At 54.2% G+C, this 15,172-nt stretch carries 16 protein-coding genes; 3 read left to right on the plus strand and 13 right to left on the minus strand.

What is annotated here, in order from left to right:
- Window positions 1–59 precede the first annotated feature (59 nt).
- The 3 genes from QLH52_RS21485 (at window position 60) to QLH52_RS21495 (ending at window position 4,257) form a co-directional block, all read left to right on the plus strand.
- Complete coding sequence (locus QLH52_RS21485) at window positions 60–1,847, plus strand: alkaline phosphatase D family protein (protein WP_319962901.1); 1,788 nt, start codon at window positions 60–62, stop codon at window positions 1,845–1,847.
- Window positions 1,848–2,070: 223 nt separating this feature from the next.
- A complete protein-coding gene (locus tag QLH52_RS21490) occupies window positions 2,071–2,979 on the plus strand; it encodes a hypothetical protein (protein ID WP_319962902.1) in 909 nt (302 codons plus the stop codon).
- A gap of 111 nt (window positions 2,980–3,090) precedes the next feature.
- A complete protein-coding gene (locus QLH52_RS21495) occupies window positions 3,091–4,257 on the plus strand; it encodes a hypothetical protein (RefSeq protein WP_319962903.1) in 1,167 nt (388 codons plus the stop codon).
- 57 nt (window positions 4,258–4,314) lie between these two features.
- On the opposite strand, the gene QLH52_RS21500 is transcribed toward QLH52_RS21495, so the two are convergent.
- The 13 genes from QLH52_RS21500 to QLH52_RS21560 form a co-directional block, all read right to left on the minus strand.
- On the minus strand, window positions 4,315–4,764 hold the full coding sequence (locus tag QLH52_RS21500; protein WP_319962904.1) for a hydrogenase maturation protease: 450 nt from the start codon (window positions 4,762–4,764) through the stop codon (window positions 4,315–4,317).
- Window positions 4,761–6,272, minus strand: coding sequence for a Ni/Fe hydrogenase subunit alpha (locus QLH52_RS21505; RefSeq protein WP_319962905.1), 1,512 nt, complete (start codon window positions 6,270–6,272; stop codon window positions 4,761–4,763). The genes QLH52_RS21500 and QLH52_RS21505 overlap by 4 nt, the downstream gene beginning before the upstream one ends.
- A gap of 11 nt (window positions 6,273–6,283) precedes the next feature.
- Window positions 6,284–6,823, minus strand: coding sequence for an NADH-quinone oxidoreductase subunit B family protein (locus QLH52_RS21510; protein ID WP_171696189.1), 540 nt, complete (start codon window positions 6,821–6,823; stop codon window positions 6,284–6,286).
- The gene (locus QLH52_RS21515; protein ID WP_319962906.1) at window positions 6,813–7,652 is read right to left on the minus strand and encodes a 2Fe-2S iron-sulfur cluster-binding protein; all 840 of its coding nucleotides are present in this window, start codon (window positions 7,650–7,652) and stop codon (window positions 6,813–6,815) included. Before QLH52_RS21515 ends, QLH52_RS21510 begins: the two co-directional genes overlap by 11 nt.
- A 1-nt stretch (window position 7,653) precedes the next feature.
- The gene (locus QLH52_RS21520; protein ID WP_319962907.1) at window positions 7,654–9,435 is read right to left on the minus strand and encodes an NAD(P)H-dependent oxidoreductase subunit E; all 1,782 of its coding nucleotides are present in this window, start codon (window positions 9,433–9,435) and stop codon (window positions 7,654–7,656) included.
- Between the two features lie 331 nt (window positions 9,436–9,766).
- Complete coding sequence (locus QLH52_RS21525; protein ID WP_033157911.1) at window positions 9,767–10,030, minus strand: hypothetical protein; 264 nt, start codon at window positions 10,028–10,030, stop codon at window positions 9,767–9,769.
- Window positions 10,031–10,186: 156 nt separating this feature from the next.
- Window positions 10,187–10,393, minus strand: a complete 207-nt coding sequence (locus QLH52_RS21530; protein WP_033157910.1) for a hypothetical protein — start codon at window positions 10,391–10,393, stop codon at window positions 10,187–10,189.
- A 64-nt stretch (window positions 10,394–10,457) separates the two neighbouring features.
- Window positions 10,458–11,510: an ACR3 family arsenite efflux transporter gene (gene arsB, locus QLH52_RS21535; protein ID WP_319962908.1), complete on the minus strand. Its 1,053-nt coding sequence runs from the start codon at window positions 11,508–11,510 to the stop codon at window positions 10,458–10,460.
- Window positions 11,511–11,531: 21 nt separating this feature from the next.
- Complete coding sequence (locus QLH52_RS21540) at window positions 11,532–11,978, minus strand: ArsI/CadI family heavy metal resistance metalloenzyme (protein WP_319962909.1); 447 nt, start codon at window positions 11,976–11,978, stop codon at window positions 11,532–11,534.
- Window positions 11,979–12,116: 138 nt separating this feature from the next.
- Window positions 12,117–13,928 (minus strand): arsenical pump-driving ATPase, encoded by a 1,812-nt coding sequence (arsA, locus tag QLH52_RS21545; protein WP_319962910.1) that lies wholly within the window; start codon window positions 13,926–13,928, stop codon window positions 12,117–12,119.
- Window positions 13,929–13,945: 17 nt separating this feature from the next.
- Window positions 13,946–14,302 carry an arsenite efflux transporter metallochaperone ArsD gene (gene arsD / locus QLH52_RS21550; protein ID WP_171696182.1) on the minus strand — a complete coding sequence of 119 codons (357 nt, stop codon included), beginning with the start codon at window positions 14,300–14,302 and terminating at the stop codon, window positions 13,946–13,948.
- Between the two features lie 18 nt (window positions 14,303–14,320).
- A complete protein-coding gene (locus tag QLH52_RS21555) occupies window positions 14,321–14,800 on the minus strand; it encodes an arsenate reductase ArsC (protein WP_101051724.1) in 480 nt (159 codons plus the stop codon).
- Complete coding sequence (locus QLH52_RS21560) at window positions 14,797–15,156, minus strand: ArsR/SmtB family transcription factor (RefSeq protein WP_033157905.1); 360 nt, start codon at window positions 15,154–15,156, stop codon at window positions 14,797–14,799. The genes QLH52_RS21555 and QLH52_RS21560 overlap by 4 nt, the downstream gene beginning before the upstream one ends.
- Window positions 15,157–15,172: the final 16 nt, after the last annotated feature.

The raw sequence follows: 15,172 nt of genomic DNA on the forward strand, positions 1-15,172 counted from the left end.
TTAGACTCCGGCGTTGCCGACTCGTTCACGTTTTTTGTCTTAAAGCCTTGGAGACCCTCATGAAATTCAAAGTAGTTCGATTAACCGCCGTCGCGACGCTGGTCGCTCTGGGCGGTAAAGCGCAAGCGGCATTGCCCAACGGCGTGGCCGCGGGCGACGTCAGCCAAACTTCCGCCGTACTGTGGGGAAGGTCCAATACCGCCGGTGATTTATATTTCCAGTACGCGACCGATAGCGCTTTTACGCAGAATGTCGGTTCCAGCTTTAAGACCGTGAATGACCCGCTGGCGCCGGTCAAATGGGATGTCTCGGGTTTGTCCGCGGATACTACCTATTACTATCGTGCTATCGATAGCGTTGGTGCGATAGCCCGCGGCCAATTTAAAACCGCTGCGGCATTGGGTAACACCACTGGTCTGCGCTTTGGTGTATCCGGCGATTGGCGCGGTGAATTACTACCGTATCCGGCCGTGAAAAACGCCAGCCAGCGAAACCTGGATTTTTTTGTGGCGATGGGCGATACCATTTACGGCGACGTGGCCTCCAACGTCAACGGCGGCCAACAACAAGCGCAATCCCTGGCCGACTACCGCAACAAGCACGCGGAAGTGTATAGCGCCAAGGGCGGCATGAACGGCTTGGCCGATCTGCGCCAATCGACCGCCGTGTTTGCCACGATAGACGACCACGAAGTGACCAACGACTTCGCCGGCGGCGCCGATGTCGCCACCGACGCGCGTTTCAATGCCGATCCGGCCGGCACTCGGATCAATGACAGTACCTTGTACAACAATGGTATCCAGGCTTTTCAGGAATACAATCCGCTGCGCAACGAGACTTACGGCGCCACCGGCGACATTCGCACGGCCGGCGAAGTCAAGTTGTACCGCAACCAAACCTTCGGCAATGACGCGGCCTTGATGGTGTTGGATGCGCGCTCGTTTCGCGACAAAGAACTAGCCGATGCGAATCCTTTAAGCCAAGCTTCGGTTGGCGGCTTTTTGGCCAACTCGTTCGACCCGAGCCGGACCATGCTGGGCAAGCAGCAAATCGCCGACCTGAAAGCCGATCTGCTGTCAGATGAGCAAAATGACGTCACCTGGAAATTTATCGCTGTCACTGAGCCAATGCAAAACCTGGGGGTGGTTGGTGCTGGCGACCGCTTTGAAGGCTATGCCGCCGAACGTACCGAAATCCTGAAGTTTATCGACGACAACAAAATCGATAACGTGGTGTTCCTGTCGGCCGACATTCACGGTACTTTGGTGAATAACCTGACTTATCAACTCACACCGTTCGGTGAGCAAAAAGCCACCAACGCCTTCGAAATCACCACCGGTTCCGTAGCCTATGACGCGCCGTTTGGCCCAACAGTCGCGCAATTGGCGGCCGCGGTAGGTTTATTGACGCCGCAACAAAAAGCCTTCTACGACACATTGCCCAGCATTGCCGCCAAGGACAGTTTCATCAAGTCGGTAACCAATGGCGCTTTGACGCCGCTGGGTTACGACCCGCTGGGCTTGGATGCCAATCTGGCTAGCGCCGACGGCAAAATCCAGGCCGAATTGCTGCAAGGCGATTACGTCGCCACGCACACCTTTGGCTGGACCGAGTTTGAAATCGATCAGGTCACTCAACAACTGCTGGTCACCACCTATGGCATTCCCGCCTACAACGTCGGCGATATTGCCAACGATTTGAGCGGCATCGTCAACCGCACGCCACAAATCGTCAGCCAGTTCAGAATCACGCCAAGCTCTGTACAACCCGTACCGGTTCCCGGCGCGGCCTGGTTGTTTGGTAGCTCTTTATTGGGTCTGGCGTTTGGCAAACGCAAAAAAGCCTAGTTAAGTGGGCGGCAGGGGATGTCTGTCAGTTGCCGCATTATCTGCAACAGCAACTGCGGATTGAGGTTTTTCGCAGAACATCAGCTGTTTTGCTGGGGACTAGTGTATCGAAGCACATGCGGTGGTGGATTGACTGCTGGCGCGGATGCCTCGGCGATATGGTCTTAATGTTTTGTCTGTATATATTTGGGGCTCAGCCTTGTAATTAGACTCGAAATTTAGCATGGATAAATTGATCAGAAACTCCTCAAACACGCCAGTGCTGTTGAAGGTCTGTGTTCTTTTGTTGTTATTGATTAGTTCGCCGGCTGAAGCCAGAAGAGTTCACGTTTGCTTTGGTATTGAGGATCATTTTTACGATTTGGGTGAATTAAAAGCCTCGGATCAACAGGTTAAAAAAACAGGTATGCCGGCCGAATGGGCTTCCGATGGGTATCTATTTGGTATTCATTTACAGGATCACTGTTTGCTTGTTCCGACTAAAACAGACGTGGTCGGTTATGCCGTCTATGCCAAAAATTCAAGCCAATACTGGGTTTTGGACGAAACTACCATTCAATCATTGCAAAAATCTGGGGTGCTGCCAAACCCCATGCCGCCGCTGCAGGTGCCGTGGGATGACACTGTTGGCGGCCAGTGGCTTTGGGGCCTGGCTATCTTGGCTGGATTGGTAGTTATTGTTGCCCTGGAAGCTTTTTTGTCCGGCAAGCTGCAACGACGTGTCGTCGCTAAAGTTGATAAAGTCTTGCATGGTAGTTTTGTGCTGTTATTGCGCGAGGTGTTAGTCGATGTTGCGCGTATAGATCGGAATTTTGATGCTAATAAATTACATGCCATACTCGCTATTATGCAGCGGCTGGGGATTGCTGTTAACGACCTCGCTAAGCTTAACCCCGAGGATATGCCTGCAGGGAAATTATCAAGAAAGCTATTGATTGCTTATATCAAGGCGGTCGCTGGCAATCTCAACGATCAGCAAAGAAACATTTTACTAACCGGGATTGCGACCGTGATGTCGGTGGAAGGTAAAGTAGGTAGAAACAAAAAAGCCGTGTTTCGGCAATACATCATCGCGTTGGGTTTTCCGGACAATCAGGCGGAAAAGATCATGGAGATGGTTCTCAATGCTTAATTGGACGGTTTGGCCTCGTACTTACTCAAGCCAAGTCAGGACGGCTGTGGAAAAGTGGTCAAACCACCCGCTTTTTGACACTCATAAATCCACGTCAGTCTGGAGATTATCATGAAAATAAAAACCTTCGGTTTACTCTCGTTGTGTCTTGCCTCGGTTAACGCTCACGCCACCCAGCAAATTTCCTATAAAGGCCATATTATTTTTAGCGACGGCAATATGGCGAATATTGGCGATTCGTTCTCGGGCCAGTTTTTGTTCAATCCCGATCAACCGGATGGTAGCCATTTTAATCCGGCCACTCCGCCTTATACCGAATGGGAAAGTGGTTTTTGGAACAATACTTATCTGTCCACGGCAATTCAAAATAAGTTTTCTTTTGTTAGCAATAAAGGTATTGGGGCTGCATTTCAAGACAATCAAAATATCACTCAAACCGAGATCGATGTAAACGGTTATCACGGCTATGTGAGTGCGGGAAATTACGACGTAGTCTCTTTCGAGGCGATTAACCTTGGCAATAACGAGCAAACTGTTACTGGAACCGAGTTTTCCATTACAGCATTATTCGATCCATCTCGCTTCAATATTGCTTCGTTTCAAACCGAAGACTTAAACAGCATATTCCAGTCGCAGCCACTTAAATTTGGTTATTCCATCAACAAAGTCACCAACGGTTTATTGGATTTTCGTATTAGCGGCCTGATCGATACCTTTAATGTCAGCACGCCAACGTCTCAGGTTGCATTGCCTTCCGCACCGGTTTTACCAACACCAAGCAACGATGGATTTACATTCAGTACACCGCCCATGCCGGTTTTGGATGGCAACGGAAATCCAAAACCAGGCGGGTTTTACGACCCGGATGTGGCGGTGGCTTACACCTATGAAGCGTTAAATGCCGACACCTTATTCGGCGATGTGATGATTCCCAACCAATACGGCGATGGCAAATTCGAACTGCTGATTTGGAACGAGACCAGCGGTGAATACGTCGACAGCGGTATCCGCTTGTTGGCGGGCGTTTGGTTTAATTTCGGCGAATTGGGTTTTCAAAACGGCGTTGGCAAGTTCCGCATAGCCGGCATCGAAACTTCCGCCATGATCGATCCCAGCGATCCGCTGGGTTTTGTTACCGGTTTGACGTTTACCGGAAGTGGTAGTGCTTTCAAAATGACGCCTTTAGCGGCCCCCGTTCCGCTGCCTGCAGCGTTCTGGTTGTTTGGCAGCGGTCTACTCGGGCTATTGGGAAGCCGAAAATTCCGGGCATCGCGCTAGCCGCTTAGCTTTCAAACTTTAAGGCTGAAAGGCGTTTCGCCGGATTTGGAAAACGCCTTACGGCCTTTGTTTCAAAAACGCCGCTATAAACCGGCAGGCCTCCGCTAAGTTGGCCGAGCAGCGTTCGCTTAACCCGCTGCCCAGTTCGAAGGCTTCGGCTTGGACGCTTAATAAAAAGCAGGGCGGTAGCGGCTGTTTGCCGAGGGTTTCATAGACCGACAGCAGCGCGGCCGGGCTCAGCGCATGGCTGGAGTAACTGTGGTCTTGGGCTGGGGTTAATGGGGTAAAGGTAAAGCTGTCCGGGCAATTTTCCGCGGCATCGACAAATATCACGAGTTCGCGATCTTGCAAATCCAGCGCATGTTCGATTTGTAACTGAAAGTCGCTGAGTAGTTCGATAGTGCTCAGGTCCAGATGCTCGGCCAGATAATCCAATAGCAAAGGACCAACGGCGTCGTCGCCACGGCTGGGGTTGCCGTAACCAAACACCAGGATGGGTTTTGTCATTCGCTACCGTGAATGAATTCGCCGCTGCTGTGCCGCACCAGTTTGTCCACCAACGTGCCGTCCGCGTCGACCAATTCCAACTGCAAGGGCATTTTTCCGACCGCATGCGTGGCGCAGGACAGGCAAGGGTCGTAGGCGCGGATTGCCACTTCCAGATTATTCAGCAAGGGTTCGGTCAATTCGCGGCCGGACAGATATTCCGCCGCGACTTGCCGCACCGACTCGTTCATCGCCGTGTTGTTGCTGGTGGTGGAGACGATCAGATTGGCTTTGGTGACAATGTCGTTTTCGTCGATTTGATAATGATGAAACAGGGTGCCGCGCGGCGCTTCGATCACGCCGATGCCTTCGTAACGTTTTTCGCCTTTGGCGACCAAGTCGTTACTCAGCAAGTCTGGATCGTTCAATAAGGTTTGGATGCTTTCCGCGCAATGCAGTAATTCGATCATCCGCGTCCAGTGGAAGGCCAGGGTGCTGTGCACCATGGTTGCGCCGCCGTGTTGCTTGAACTCGACGCGCGCGGCTTCCGCCAGTGGCGTGTCGATGAAATCGCAATTGTTGACGCGCGCCAACGGCCCCACCCGATACCAACCATCGGCTTTACCCAGCGCAGTGAGGTAAGGGAATTTCATATACGTCCAGGAACGGACTTCCTCGCGAATCAGTGCCGGGTAATCGCAGTAATCGTAATGGTCGAACAGCGTTCCACCTTGTTCGTCTTTCACGCGAATCCCGCCGTGATAAAGCTCCAGCGCTCCGTTGGGCTTGGTCAAACTCAGGTAGTTACTGCGGATGGTGGCGAAGTCGTCGTAATAGGGCTGGTTGGAGGTGTGGACTTTTGTGACCAGTTGCAAAGCGCCTTGCGCCCAACTCACGATTTGGCCGATGTCTTGTTTGAGATAATCGCGCTCATCTTTGCTCAGCGCTTTGTTCATGCCGCCCGGTATCGCGCCGGTGCCGTGGATGCGCTTGCCGCAGACCATGCGGATCACTTCCTGGCCGTATTTGCGCAGTTTTACGCCTTGCAGGCCAATATCCGGATAATTCGCCAACACGGCGACTATGTTGCGTTTGCCGATCTCGCTTTCGAAACCGAACAGCAAATCCGGGCTGGACAGGTGGAAAAAATGCAAGGCATGCGATTGCAAGACCTGGCCGAAATGCAGCAAGCGCCGTAATTTATCTGCAGCCGGCGGCAGATTGGCCGGATCGACGCCGACTAACTGGTCGATGGCCTTGGCGGCGGCCAGATGATGACTGACCGGGCAGATGCCGCACAAGCGCTGCACCATCACCGGTAGTTCCCAGTAAGGACGGCCTTGGATGAATTTTTCGAAGCCGCGAAATTCGACGATGTGCAGGCGGGCTTGCTGGACTTGATTGTTTTCGTCGAGCAGTAGCGTGACTTTACCGTGGCCTTCGACGCGGGACACCGGATCGACAGCGACCCGTTTTAACTTGCCGGCTTCGACCAAGGCCGGATCGGCGGTTTCAAGATATTCGTACACGGGTTCCTCCGTTAGTCGTAATGGACTAACTCATAAGGTAAAGTCGGGTCGCGGCCTTCGATCAATGCGCTGAGGTAGTGCCAAAACACATCGGCGGACGGCGGACAGCCGGGCATAAAATAATCGATCTTGACGATCTCGTGGACCGGCCGCACCTTGTCCAGTAGCAAAGGCAATTCTGGGTCGCTGGGTATCTGCGGATTGTCCACGCCGATGCCGTCCTGGTAGGCTTCCAACAAGCAATCTTCCAGCTTGAAAAAGTTGCGCAGCGCCGGTAGGCCGCCGTTGATGGCGCAAGCGCCGACGGCGATCAGAATTTTGCAGTTAGCGCGAAACTCGCGCAGCACATGCACGTTTTCGGAATTGCAAACCCCGCCTTCGATCAGGCCGATGTCGCACGGGCCGCAGTGCTCGATGTCGGTGAGCGGCGAACGGTCGAATTCGACGCTGTCAGCCAATTTCAAGAGGCGCTCGTCTATATCCAGAAACGACATATGGCAACCGAAGCAGCCGGCCAGCGAAGTGGTGGCGATTTTAATCTTAGCGGCCATGTTTGATGTCCGGAGCGGGCGGCATGGTCGCCGCGTAGTGGGAATCCGGGCCACCGTTCTGCTGAGCTGACTCCGCCAGCTTGGTCGGGTCGCAGCTTGGGTAGCCGCTGGCCTCGCCGGCTTTGATAACCGCTTTTTCGCAGGCGACTTCGCTGATGGGATGCCCGTCGTAGATGCGTTCGCCAATCGGTGCCAGATAGGCGCTGCGTTTGACCAGAATCGCGCCGGTCGGGCAGACATGGGCGGCCTCGTCATCGACACTAATATCGCTGTCTTTCAGCTTGCCGCTAGGCGAGTTGATGACCAGGCGTTTGTGGATGCCGCGCCCGGCGATGCCGAACACCTCCTTGCCGTCTTTTTCCTTGCTGGCGCGCACGCACAGATTGCAAAAAATACAGCGGTCGTGGTCGATCAAAATATCCGGGTGCGACGCATCCAGTTCCCGTTGGGCATAAAAATGCGGGTAGTGGTTATCCAGCATATTTTGATGGTAGGCGACGGCTTGCAACTGACAGTTGCCGGATTTTTCGCAAGAAGGACAGAAATGGTTGCCTTCCACGAACAGCATCTGTGTGATGCGCTGGCGGTCGTGTTGCAGATCGGGGCTGTTGCTGATGACGGTCTGGCCGTCGGCGGCCGGCAGCGTGCAGGCGGTATTGGTGCGGCCGTTGACTTTGACCGTACACAGTTTGCAACTGCCGTACGGGGCGTAACCTGGCCGGTGGCACAGATAAGGAATGTACACGCCGGCAGTGCGCGCCGCCTCGATAATGGTTTGGCCGTCGCTGAACGGCACGGCGATGCCGTCGATGCAAAGAGTGCCGCTCATGTCAGTTCTCCACTTGCGATAAATGCGCCGCGTCGTCGTCGCGCTGCGCCATACGGCGGGCCACGGCCAGGGTGGCGTCCAAGTCAAAACCCGGTGTAAAACTGCTCTGCTTTAATTGCTTAAGATACAGCTCCGGATAGCTGGCCAGGGTACTTAGAATCGGATTGGCGGCCGAATCCCCCAAACCGCAATGGCTGTTGTTTTTGACGACCAGACATATCTCGTTGAGTTCTTCCAGGTCGACCGCAGCGCCGTTACCTCCGACAATTTTCCGCAGCTGATTTTTCAACAGCGTGGTGCCGACCCGACAGGGCGTGCAAAAGCCGCAGCTTTCATGGGCAAAGAAGTCGGTAAAGTTTTGCACGATGTCGAAAATATTGCGGCTATTGTTGAACACCATAAACGAGCCGGCGGTGGATAGGTCCTCGAAGGCTATGCGCCGTTGCAATTCCCGGTTGGAAATAAAGGTGCCGGACGGCCCGCCGACTTGCACACCCAGCACGTCGACCGCACCGCAGTCTTGCAAAATCTCTTCAATTGATGTGCCGAACGGGTATTCGTAAATGCCTGGCCGCGCACAGTCGCCGCTGATGCTGAGCAGTTTGCTGCCGGTCGATTGCGCAGTGCCGACTTCCGCAAACCATGACCCGCCTTGTATGGCGATGTGGGTGGCGGCGAAAAACGTTTCGACGTTGTCTACCACGGTGGGTTTGCGTTGATAGCCACAGATTACCGAGTTGGGCGGCTTAACCCGCGGTATGCCGGGCTTGCCTTCCAAGGACTCGATTTGCGCGGATGCCTCGCCGCAAATATAGGCACCGGCGCCCATGCGGATTTCGATGTCAAAATCAAAGCCGTCGTGACCGAGAATATTGCGCCCCAGTAATCCGCTGGCGCGGCGGCGCTTTAACACGCGCTGCAATTGCTCGTAGAGGAATAAATACTCGGCGCGCAGATACAGCAAGCCCTGATCCGAACCAATAATCGCCGCGCACAAGGTCATGCCTTCAAAGACTTGGTCGGCATACAGATCGAGCAGCATCCGGTCTTTAAAGGTACCGGGTTCGCCCTCGTCGGCGTTACAAATGACGTAGTGTGGCGTGGCAGTTTGTTGAGCGCAGGTCCGCCATTTCAACGCGGTTTTAAAGCCGGCACCTCCGCGGCCGCGCAGATTGGAACTGTCCACTTCCGCCAGGGTTTCAGTTAGGCCTCGGGCAAAGGTCGCCCTTATCGCCGCGCCGTTTTCGAATGGCTGGTTGAGCAATAGGCCGGGTTTGCGGAGCGGCTCTTCCACCGCAAAGAACTCCGGCGGCCAATCGCTTAACGGGGCTTGTTGTTCGATCAGTTTGGCGATGACATCGATTCTGGCAGGGGCCAGACGGGTCAACGCATAGCCGTTAACCAAACCGGCCGGGCCTTGGTCGCACATGCCGGTGCAGGAGGTATTATTCAAACTGACCAGACCGTCCGCGCGGACTTCACCCACTTTGACGTGCAACTTTTCCGCCAGGTAATTCAGCAATTTTTCCTTGCCCAGCATCCGGTCGGTAATCGAGTCGCTGATATGAATGTCGTAACGGCCTTGCGGCGTCAGGTGCAGGAAACTATAGAATTCCGCGACGGCAATAATCTGGGTACGGGGAATATGCAAAGCAGCGGCCAATTGTTCGATAGCCGCCTGGGGAATATGCAGGTACTGCGCCTGCACGGCTCTTAGCATCTGCAAGAGCCTTTCCGGTTTATAGTCCGCCTCTGCAAGTACGGATCGAATAAAACTATTCATCGTCGAGTTCTGGGCAGTTAGGTTGAGTCGTCGTGTTCCATTGCAATTGAAAAATCATAGGCCATCTACACACCACTCTTAATTTGGCGCTAGATTTTTCAAATCGTTCACTGGCAGTTATTTGGCGGGGCGCCTCCACAAGACGCCTTGTCGGCGGCGATACATTCCGCTTGCCAACTGAAAGTGTCTGCCCGGTCTCTCCAAGCGTCAATGCAGACAACTCAAGCGCGCGATGCCTATCGATACCGCCACGGAAGCTGTGCAAATTCGCCGTCATCCATGGCGCAATACTAAACAAATAAGCCAGGCGTGGACAGCAAAATATTGCCGGTTAAAACCGGGCAACAGCGGCGAAGGGGTTGCGGCGTTGGCAAGAAATACGCTTTTTACCGGGCTCCCGCTCACAGTCATGCTTGCGGGTTTGGTAACAAAGTGCGCAACGGTTCAAGCGGCGCTGGTAACGGCCATAGGCACTGAAAATCAAACGCTCCAGGCGATCCAATGCCGTAAGGTTGGGAGCCAACAGCCCAATCTGTCTGGCATGCAATGCCGCATAAAGCTGCCGGGCTTGATCGATTAAAATGTCATTGTCCATAGTCATAACCTGACTTAATCGCTGATGAGTCCAAAAAAACCGCGTTGGCATGTGCGATTGAACATGCCTGGCTGAATTATCAAACAGGCTTGTTCTGATAGCTTTGACTTCAATCAACGCCGCTTAAAATTGTTGGCGATTTTGATCCGGCTGACACTAATTGGCTTCCTCCGAGTCGGCAGCCAGGCACTGTTCGACGACACGGCGGCTTAACACTTCATCTTGCAGCATGATATTCACCATACACGCCACCACCGTACGGGTTTTTAAGCCGTTAAAGCGGGAAAAGTTTTTCAGTTGGTCGTAAGTGGGTTCTTCCACCGCAATTTTCTTTCTATCGTTTTTCGATTTATCAGTAGCCATGAGGGTGTTCCTTTGTAAGGTTAAAGAGGGGTAATGCAGTCGTTGGGTAAACGTTTTGCTATTTTTAAATCATCCCCTGTTTACGGAAAAAGAAAGCCACATTGACTAGGGCTATCATCACCGGCACTTCGATCAAGGGTCCAATCACCGCGGCAAACGCCGCGCCGCTATTAATACCAAACACCGCCACCGCCACCGCAATCGCCAATTCAAAATTATTGCTGGCGGCGGTAAACGCCAGTGTGGTGGTTTTGCCGTAACCGGCGCCGATGGCTTTACCCAGCCAAAAGCTGAGTAAAAACATCACCACAAAATAAATCAACAGCGGTATCGCAATCCGCACCACGTCCAGCGGCAATTGCACAATCAAATCGCCTTTTAACGAGAACATCACCACGATGGTAAACAGCAGGGCGATCAAGGTCAGTGGGCTGATTTTCGGGACGAAATGCTGGTGATACCAATCCTTGCCTTTGGCTTTGACCAATAGAAAGCGCGTGCTAAAGCCGGCGATAAACGGAATGCCCAGATAGATGAATACGCTCTTGGCGATTTCGCCGATGGTTATATCCACCAGACTACCTTGCATGCCGAACAGGGGCGGCAGCACGGTGATGAACAACCAGGCATAGACGCTGTAAAACAAGACCTGGAATACGCTGTTAAATGCCACCAAGCCCGCCGCGTATTCATTATCGCCGTTGGCCAATTCGTTCCAGACGATGACCATCGCGATACAGCGCGCTAGGCCGATCAGGATCAGGCCCACCATGTATTCGGGATAATCGCGCAGAAACACGATAGCCAATACAAACATCAACAGCGGTCCGAGCAGCCAGTTTTGCAGCAAGGACACCGCCAATATTCGCCAGTTGCGGAATACGTCGCCGAGTTCTTCGTAACGGACTTTGGCCAGCGGTGGATACATCATCACGATCAAGCCGATGGCGATGGGAATATTGGTGGTGCCGACCGATACCGCCGTGTTAAAGCCAGTTACTTCCGTGGGGAACAGAAAACCGATGCCGACCCCAATCGCCATGGCGATGAAAATCCATAGCGTCAAAAAACGGTCGAGAAAGGATAAACGGGCGTTGGGGCAATGCGGGGTGTTCATTGAAATCTCCAAATCAGCGATTCACGGTGCAGCGTTATCGACTGCCGGCGGTTTGCAGCAACTGCTGGCGGGTTCAAGTTGCAACACTTGATCGTCGCCAAATGAGGGAATGGTTTGCAAGGAGTGGAAGGCTTCCCAGGCGATGCCTTGCGGATCGACGGTCCAGTATTTGTCGGACTGGGCATAGCAGCAGTTGGCTTGTTTTTGCGCCGCAACCGGCAACTCGGCGGCGGCCAGGTTTTGTTCGACCGCTTCCAATTCCTCACCGGATTCGACTTGTATGCCCAAATGATCCAACCCCGGCTGGCGGCCGCGGCTGGAAATCGCGAAATTGACGCGCGGATCGTCCAGTAGCCACTTGGCGTAATCGGCTTCGCGCACGCTCGGTGCGCTTTGAAACAGCGCGCTATAAAAGTCGATATTTTTCGCCAGATCATCGACGGCGAGATGGATATGCAGGCGTTTCATCGCGTTTGCTCCGGGGTAAATAGTGAATGAGATTGGAGATTAGCTAGCATTGTTTAGTGGGGACCTCTGAAAATTCCCTCTCCCTCAGGGAGAGGGCTAGGGTGAGGAATGTAAATAACTGATTTTAATCCCCTCATCTCAACCTTCTCCTTTATGCTCCGTGGGTACTAAGGGAGAAGGCGTTTGGCCGCCAGCTAATGCCAGCAAGCGTTCCACACCCGTCGGTTCTTCCCGCAACAAGGGCACGAGCGCATAACGTTGGGCGTGTCGATCCGCTACCTCGGCAATTTCCGCCAATTCATTGGCCGCGCGTTGGCGTAACAGCGCCGAATGCACGGTGGTCGCCGCCACGCTGTTATTAATCACCCAGGCCCAAGGTTGGATGCCGGCCCGGCGCAAATCGTCTTGCAAATGAGCGGCTTCCAGTACCGGCGTGGTTTCCGCTAAAGTGACGATCAGCACCTTGGTTTGACGCGGGTCCTGCAACTGCATCATCGGCGTGGTGAAATGCGTTTTGGAATCGCCCATCTGCCGCGCCACCTCGCGATGGTAAGCGCCGGTGGCGTCCAAGAGCAGTAAGGTATGGCCGGTAGGGGCGGTATCCATCACCACGAATTTCTTCCCGGCTTCGCGGATGATGCGGGAAAAAGCCTGAAACACAGCGATTTCTTCGGTACATGGCGAGCGCAAGTCTTCTTCCAGCAGGGCGCGACCTTGTTCGTCCAATTTGGCGCCTTTTGTGGACAGCACATGCTGACGGTAGCGTTCGGTTTCCGCATGTGGATCGATTTTGCTGACTGTCAGGTCCGGCAAAGCGCCGTTTAGCGTGTCCGTTAAATTGGCGGCTGGGTCGGAGGTGGTCAGATGCACCGGCAAACCGCGTCGTGCCAGTTCCACCGCCAATCCGGCGGCCAGGGTGGTTTTGCCTACGCCACCTTTGCCCATCAGCATCACCAGACCATGACCGTCGGCGGCAATCTCGTCCACAAGTGTCGATAGATTGGCTGCGGGTAGGGCTGGCATCACTTCACTGTCAGGCATTGCTAGCGGTGCGGCATTGCTAAGCAATTGTCTGAGAGCCGTCAGTCCAACCAGATTGAAGGGCTTTAATGCAATGCGGTCCATCGGTAGGCTATTTAACGCTGCCGGCATGTCGGCCAAAGCATGTTGCTCGCGTTGGTAGATGGCATTCGCCAGCGGGTCTTGTGCGGTGGCGCTTTCCGGCAAGATGCCATTGATGGCCAAATATTGTTGCGTTAAGCCGATGGCGTCTAATTCTTCATGGGTGCGGGCTACTTCGCGCAAGGTCGATGGTTGGGCGCGGGCGACCAGGATCAAACGGCTGCGTTGCGGATCGGCCAAGGCGTCGACGGCGGCTTTATATTGGCTACGCTGTTTTTCCAGACCGGCCAAGGGGCCCAGGCAAGAGGCGTCGCCTTTGCCTTGCTCCAAAAAGCCGCTCCAGGCACCTGGTAGTTGCAACAGGCGGATGGTGTGGCCGGTCGGGGCGGTGTCGAACACGATTTGATCGTAGCCGGCGGTCAAAGCGGAGTCGGTTAATAGCGCGGTAAATTCGTCGAACGCCGCAATTTCCGTGGTACAGGCCCCGGACAGCTGTTCTTCTATACCTTTGACAATGCTGTCCGGCAACACGCCCCGCACCGGGCCGACGATACGGTCGCGATAGGCTTGCGCCGCCGCTTGCGGATCGATTTCCAATGCCGCCAGGCCGGATACGGCCGGAATCGCGGTGATCTGATTACCGATGGCGATACCAAATACCTGGCCGACATTCGAGGCCGGATCGGTGCTCACCAACAACACCCGTCTGCCGGCATCCGCCAATTTTACGGCCGAGGCGCAAGCGATGGAGGTCTTGCCCACACCGCCTTTGCCGGTAAAAAATAGAAAGCGTGGCGCTTGATCGAGAAATTTGCAATCGCTGCTCACGGCACGATCACCAGAAGTTAACAACAGCTGCTGCCGCTACAACAGCCCGACGGGGCTTGCTGTTCCGCTACGCTAATGGCTGCCCAACGCGCCAATTCGGTTCGATTCGGATAGCGACCGGCTAAGGCGACTTCGCCATCGACCAAGACCAACGGCAAGGCATCGGCGCCGGAGCGTTCCAGAAACGCTTTAACCACCGGGTTTTCGGCAAACGCCAACGGGGTTTGCGCCAGATTGAAGCGCTCAATGGCGGCGCCGTTTTGCTTGGCCCAATCGACATCGGCGGCAAAACCCACTAACTGCTGATCGACTTCCACACCGCAAACACCGGTGCTGCAACACAATGCAGGATCAAATATTTGAATACTGGTCATGGGAGAACTCCTTAACAACTAAGGCAACAAGGTGCCGATGCGATCCAGTTCGGCTTTCAGGCGCTCGGGATCGTTTTTTAACTCTTCCAACGGTAAAGCAAAAAACTGCTCGATGCGATGGCGCAGAATCCGATACGCGACCATGAAGGCCGCGTCGATTTCCTCGTCGGTACCCTCGACGTGAGCCGGATCTTCAACGCCCCAATGGCTGCGCATGACCGGGCCCAGGTAGGCGGGGCAGGTTTCGTTGGCGGCATTGCCGCACACACTCAGCACGATGTCCGGCGTCACCGGCAGGTCATTCCAGGACTTGCTGTAATAACCCTCGGTGGATATGCCTTCTCTGGCCAGCAAAGCCAGCGAACGCGGATGAATTTTACCGGTGGGTTTGCTGCCGGCGCTCAGGCCACGCCAGCCGGCCGGAGCCAAATGATTGAAAGTGGCTTCGCCAAGGACGGAACGGCAGGAGTTGCCGGTACACAAAAACAATACGTTCATGATGGAGTGTCGGTCGGGGTTGAGGGTAAAGATTCGTTATTGGTGGAACAGGCAGAGAGCGATAGACAGGGATGGCCGTCGCAACAGTTCTCAGTCAGGAAAGCCAACAGATCGTTCATCGCGGAAAAATTGGCCGTATAAATCACAAAGCGGCTTTCGTTGCGCGAGTTCACCAGGTTGGCGTAAGTCAATTCCTTCAAATGAAACGATAGGGAAGACGGGGCAATGCCGGTGGCTTCACTGATTTTTCCGGCGGCCAAACCTGCCGGGCCGGCTTGCACCAGCGCGCGGTAAATTGCCAGACGGGATTCTTGGGCCAATGCGGCCAGTGCGATAACAGCAGTTTTATTTTCCATATTTCAACAATAATTG

It is taken from the genome of Methylomonas defluvii, assembly GCF_033949435.1.
Classification (GTDB): Bacteria; Pseudomonadota; Gammaproteobacteria; order Methylococcales; family Methylomonadaceae; genus Methylomonas; species Methylomonas defluvii.

Excerpts from the sequence above, each read along its gene's own strand:
- QLH52_RS21485 (WP_319962901.1), top strand. The coding sequence starts at position 60 with ATGAAATTCAAAGTAGTTCGATTAACCGCCGTCGCGACGCTGGTCGCT.
- QLH52_RS21490 (WP_319962902.1), top strand. The coding sequence starts at position 2,071 with ATGGATAAATTGATCAGAAACTCCTCAAACACGCCAGTGCTGTTGAAG.
- QLH52_RS21495 (WP_319962903.1), top strand. The coding sequence starts at position 3,091 with ATGAAAATAAAAACCTTCGGTTTACTCTCGTTGTGTCTTGCCTCGGTT.
- QLH52_RS21500 (WP_319962904.1), bottom strand. The coding sequence starts at position 4,764 with ATGACAAAACCCATCCTGGTGTTTGGTTACGGCAACCCCAGCCGTGGC.
- QLH52_RS21510 (WP_171696189.1), bottom strand. The coding sequence starts at position 6,823 with ATGGCCGCTAAGATTAAAATCGCCACCACTTCGCTGGCCGGCTGCTTC.
- QLH52_RS21515 (WP_319962906.1), bottom strand. The coding sequence starts at position 7,652 with ATGAGCGGCACTCTTTGCATCGACGGCATCGCCGTGCCGTTCAGCGAC.
- QLH52_RS21520 (WP_319962907.1), bottom strand. The coding sequence starts at position 9,435 with ATGAATAGTTTTATTCGATCCGTACTTGCAGAGGCGGACTATAAACCG.
- QLH52_RS21525 (WP_033157911.1), bottom strand. The coding sequence starts at position 10,030 with ATGGACAATGACATTTTAATCGATCAAGCCCGGCAGCTTTATGCGGCA.
- QLH52_RS21530 (WP_033157910.1), bottom strand. The coding sequence starts at position 10,393 with ATGGCTACTGATAAATCGAAAAACGATAGAAAGAAAATTGCGGTGGAA.
- arsB (WP_319962908.1), bottom strand. The coding sequence starts at position 11,510 with ATGAACACCCCGCATTGCCCCAACGCCCGTTTATCCTTTCTCGACCGT.
- QLH52_RS21540 (WP_319962909.1), bottom strand. The coding sequence starts at position 11,978 with ATGAAACGCCTGCATATCCATCTCGCCGTCGATGATCTGGCGAAAAAT.
- arsD (WP_171696182.1), bottom strand. The coding sequence starts at position 14,302 with ATGACCAGTATTCAAATATTTGATCCTGCATTGTGTTGCAGCACCGGT.
- QLH52_RS21555 (WP_101051724.1), bottom strand. The coding sequence starts at position 14,800 with ATGAACGTATTGTTTTTGTGTACCGGCAACTCCTGCCGTTCCGTCCTT.
- QLH52_RS21560 (WP_033157905.1), bottom strand. The coding sequence starts at position 15,156 with ATGGAAAATAAAACTGCTGTTATCGCACTGGCCGCATTGGCCCAAGAA.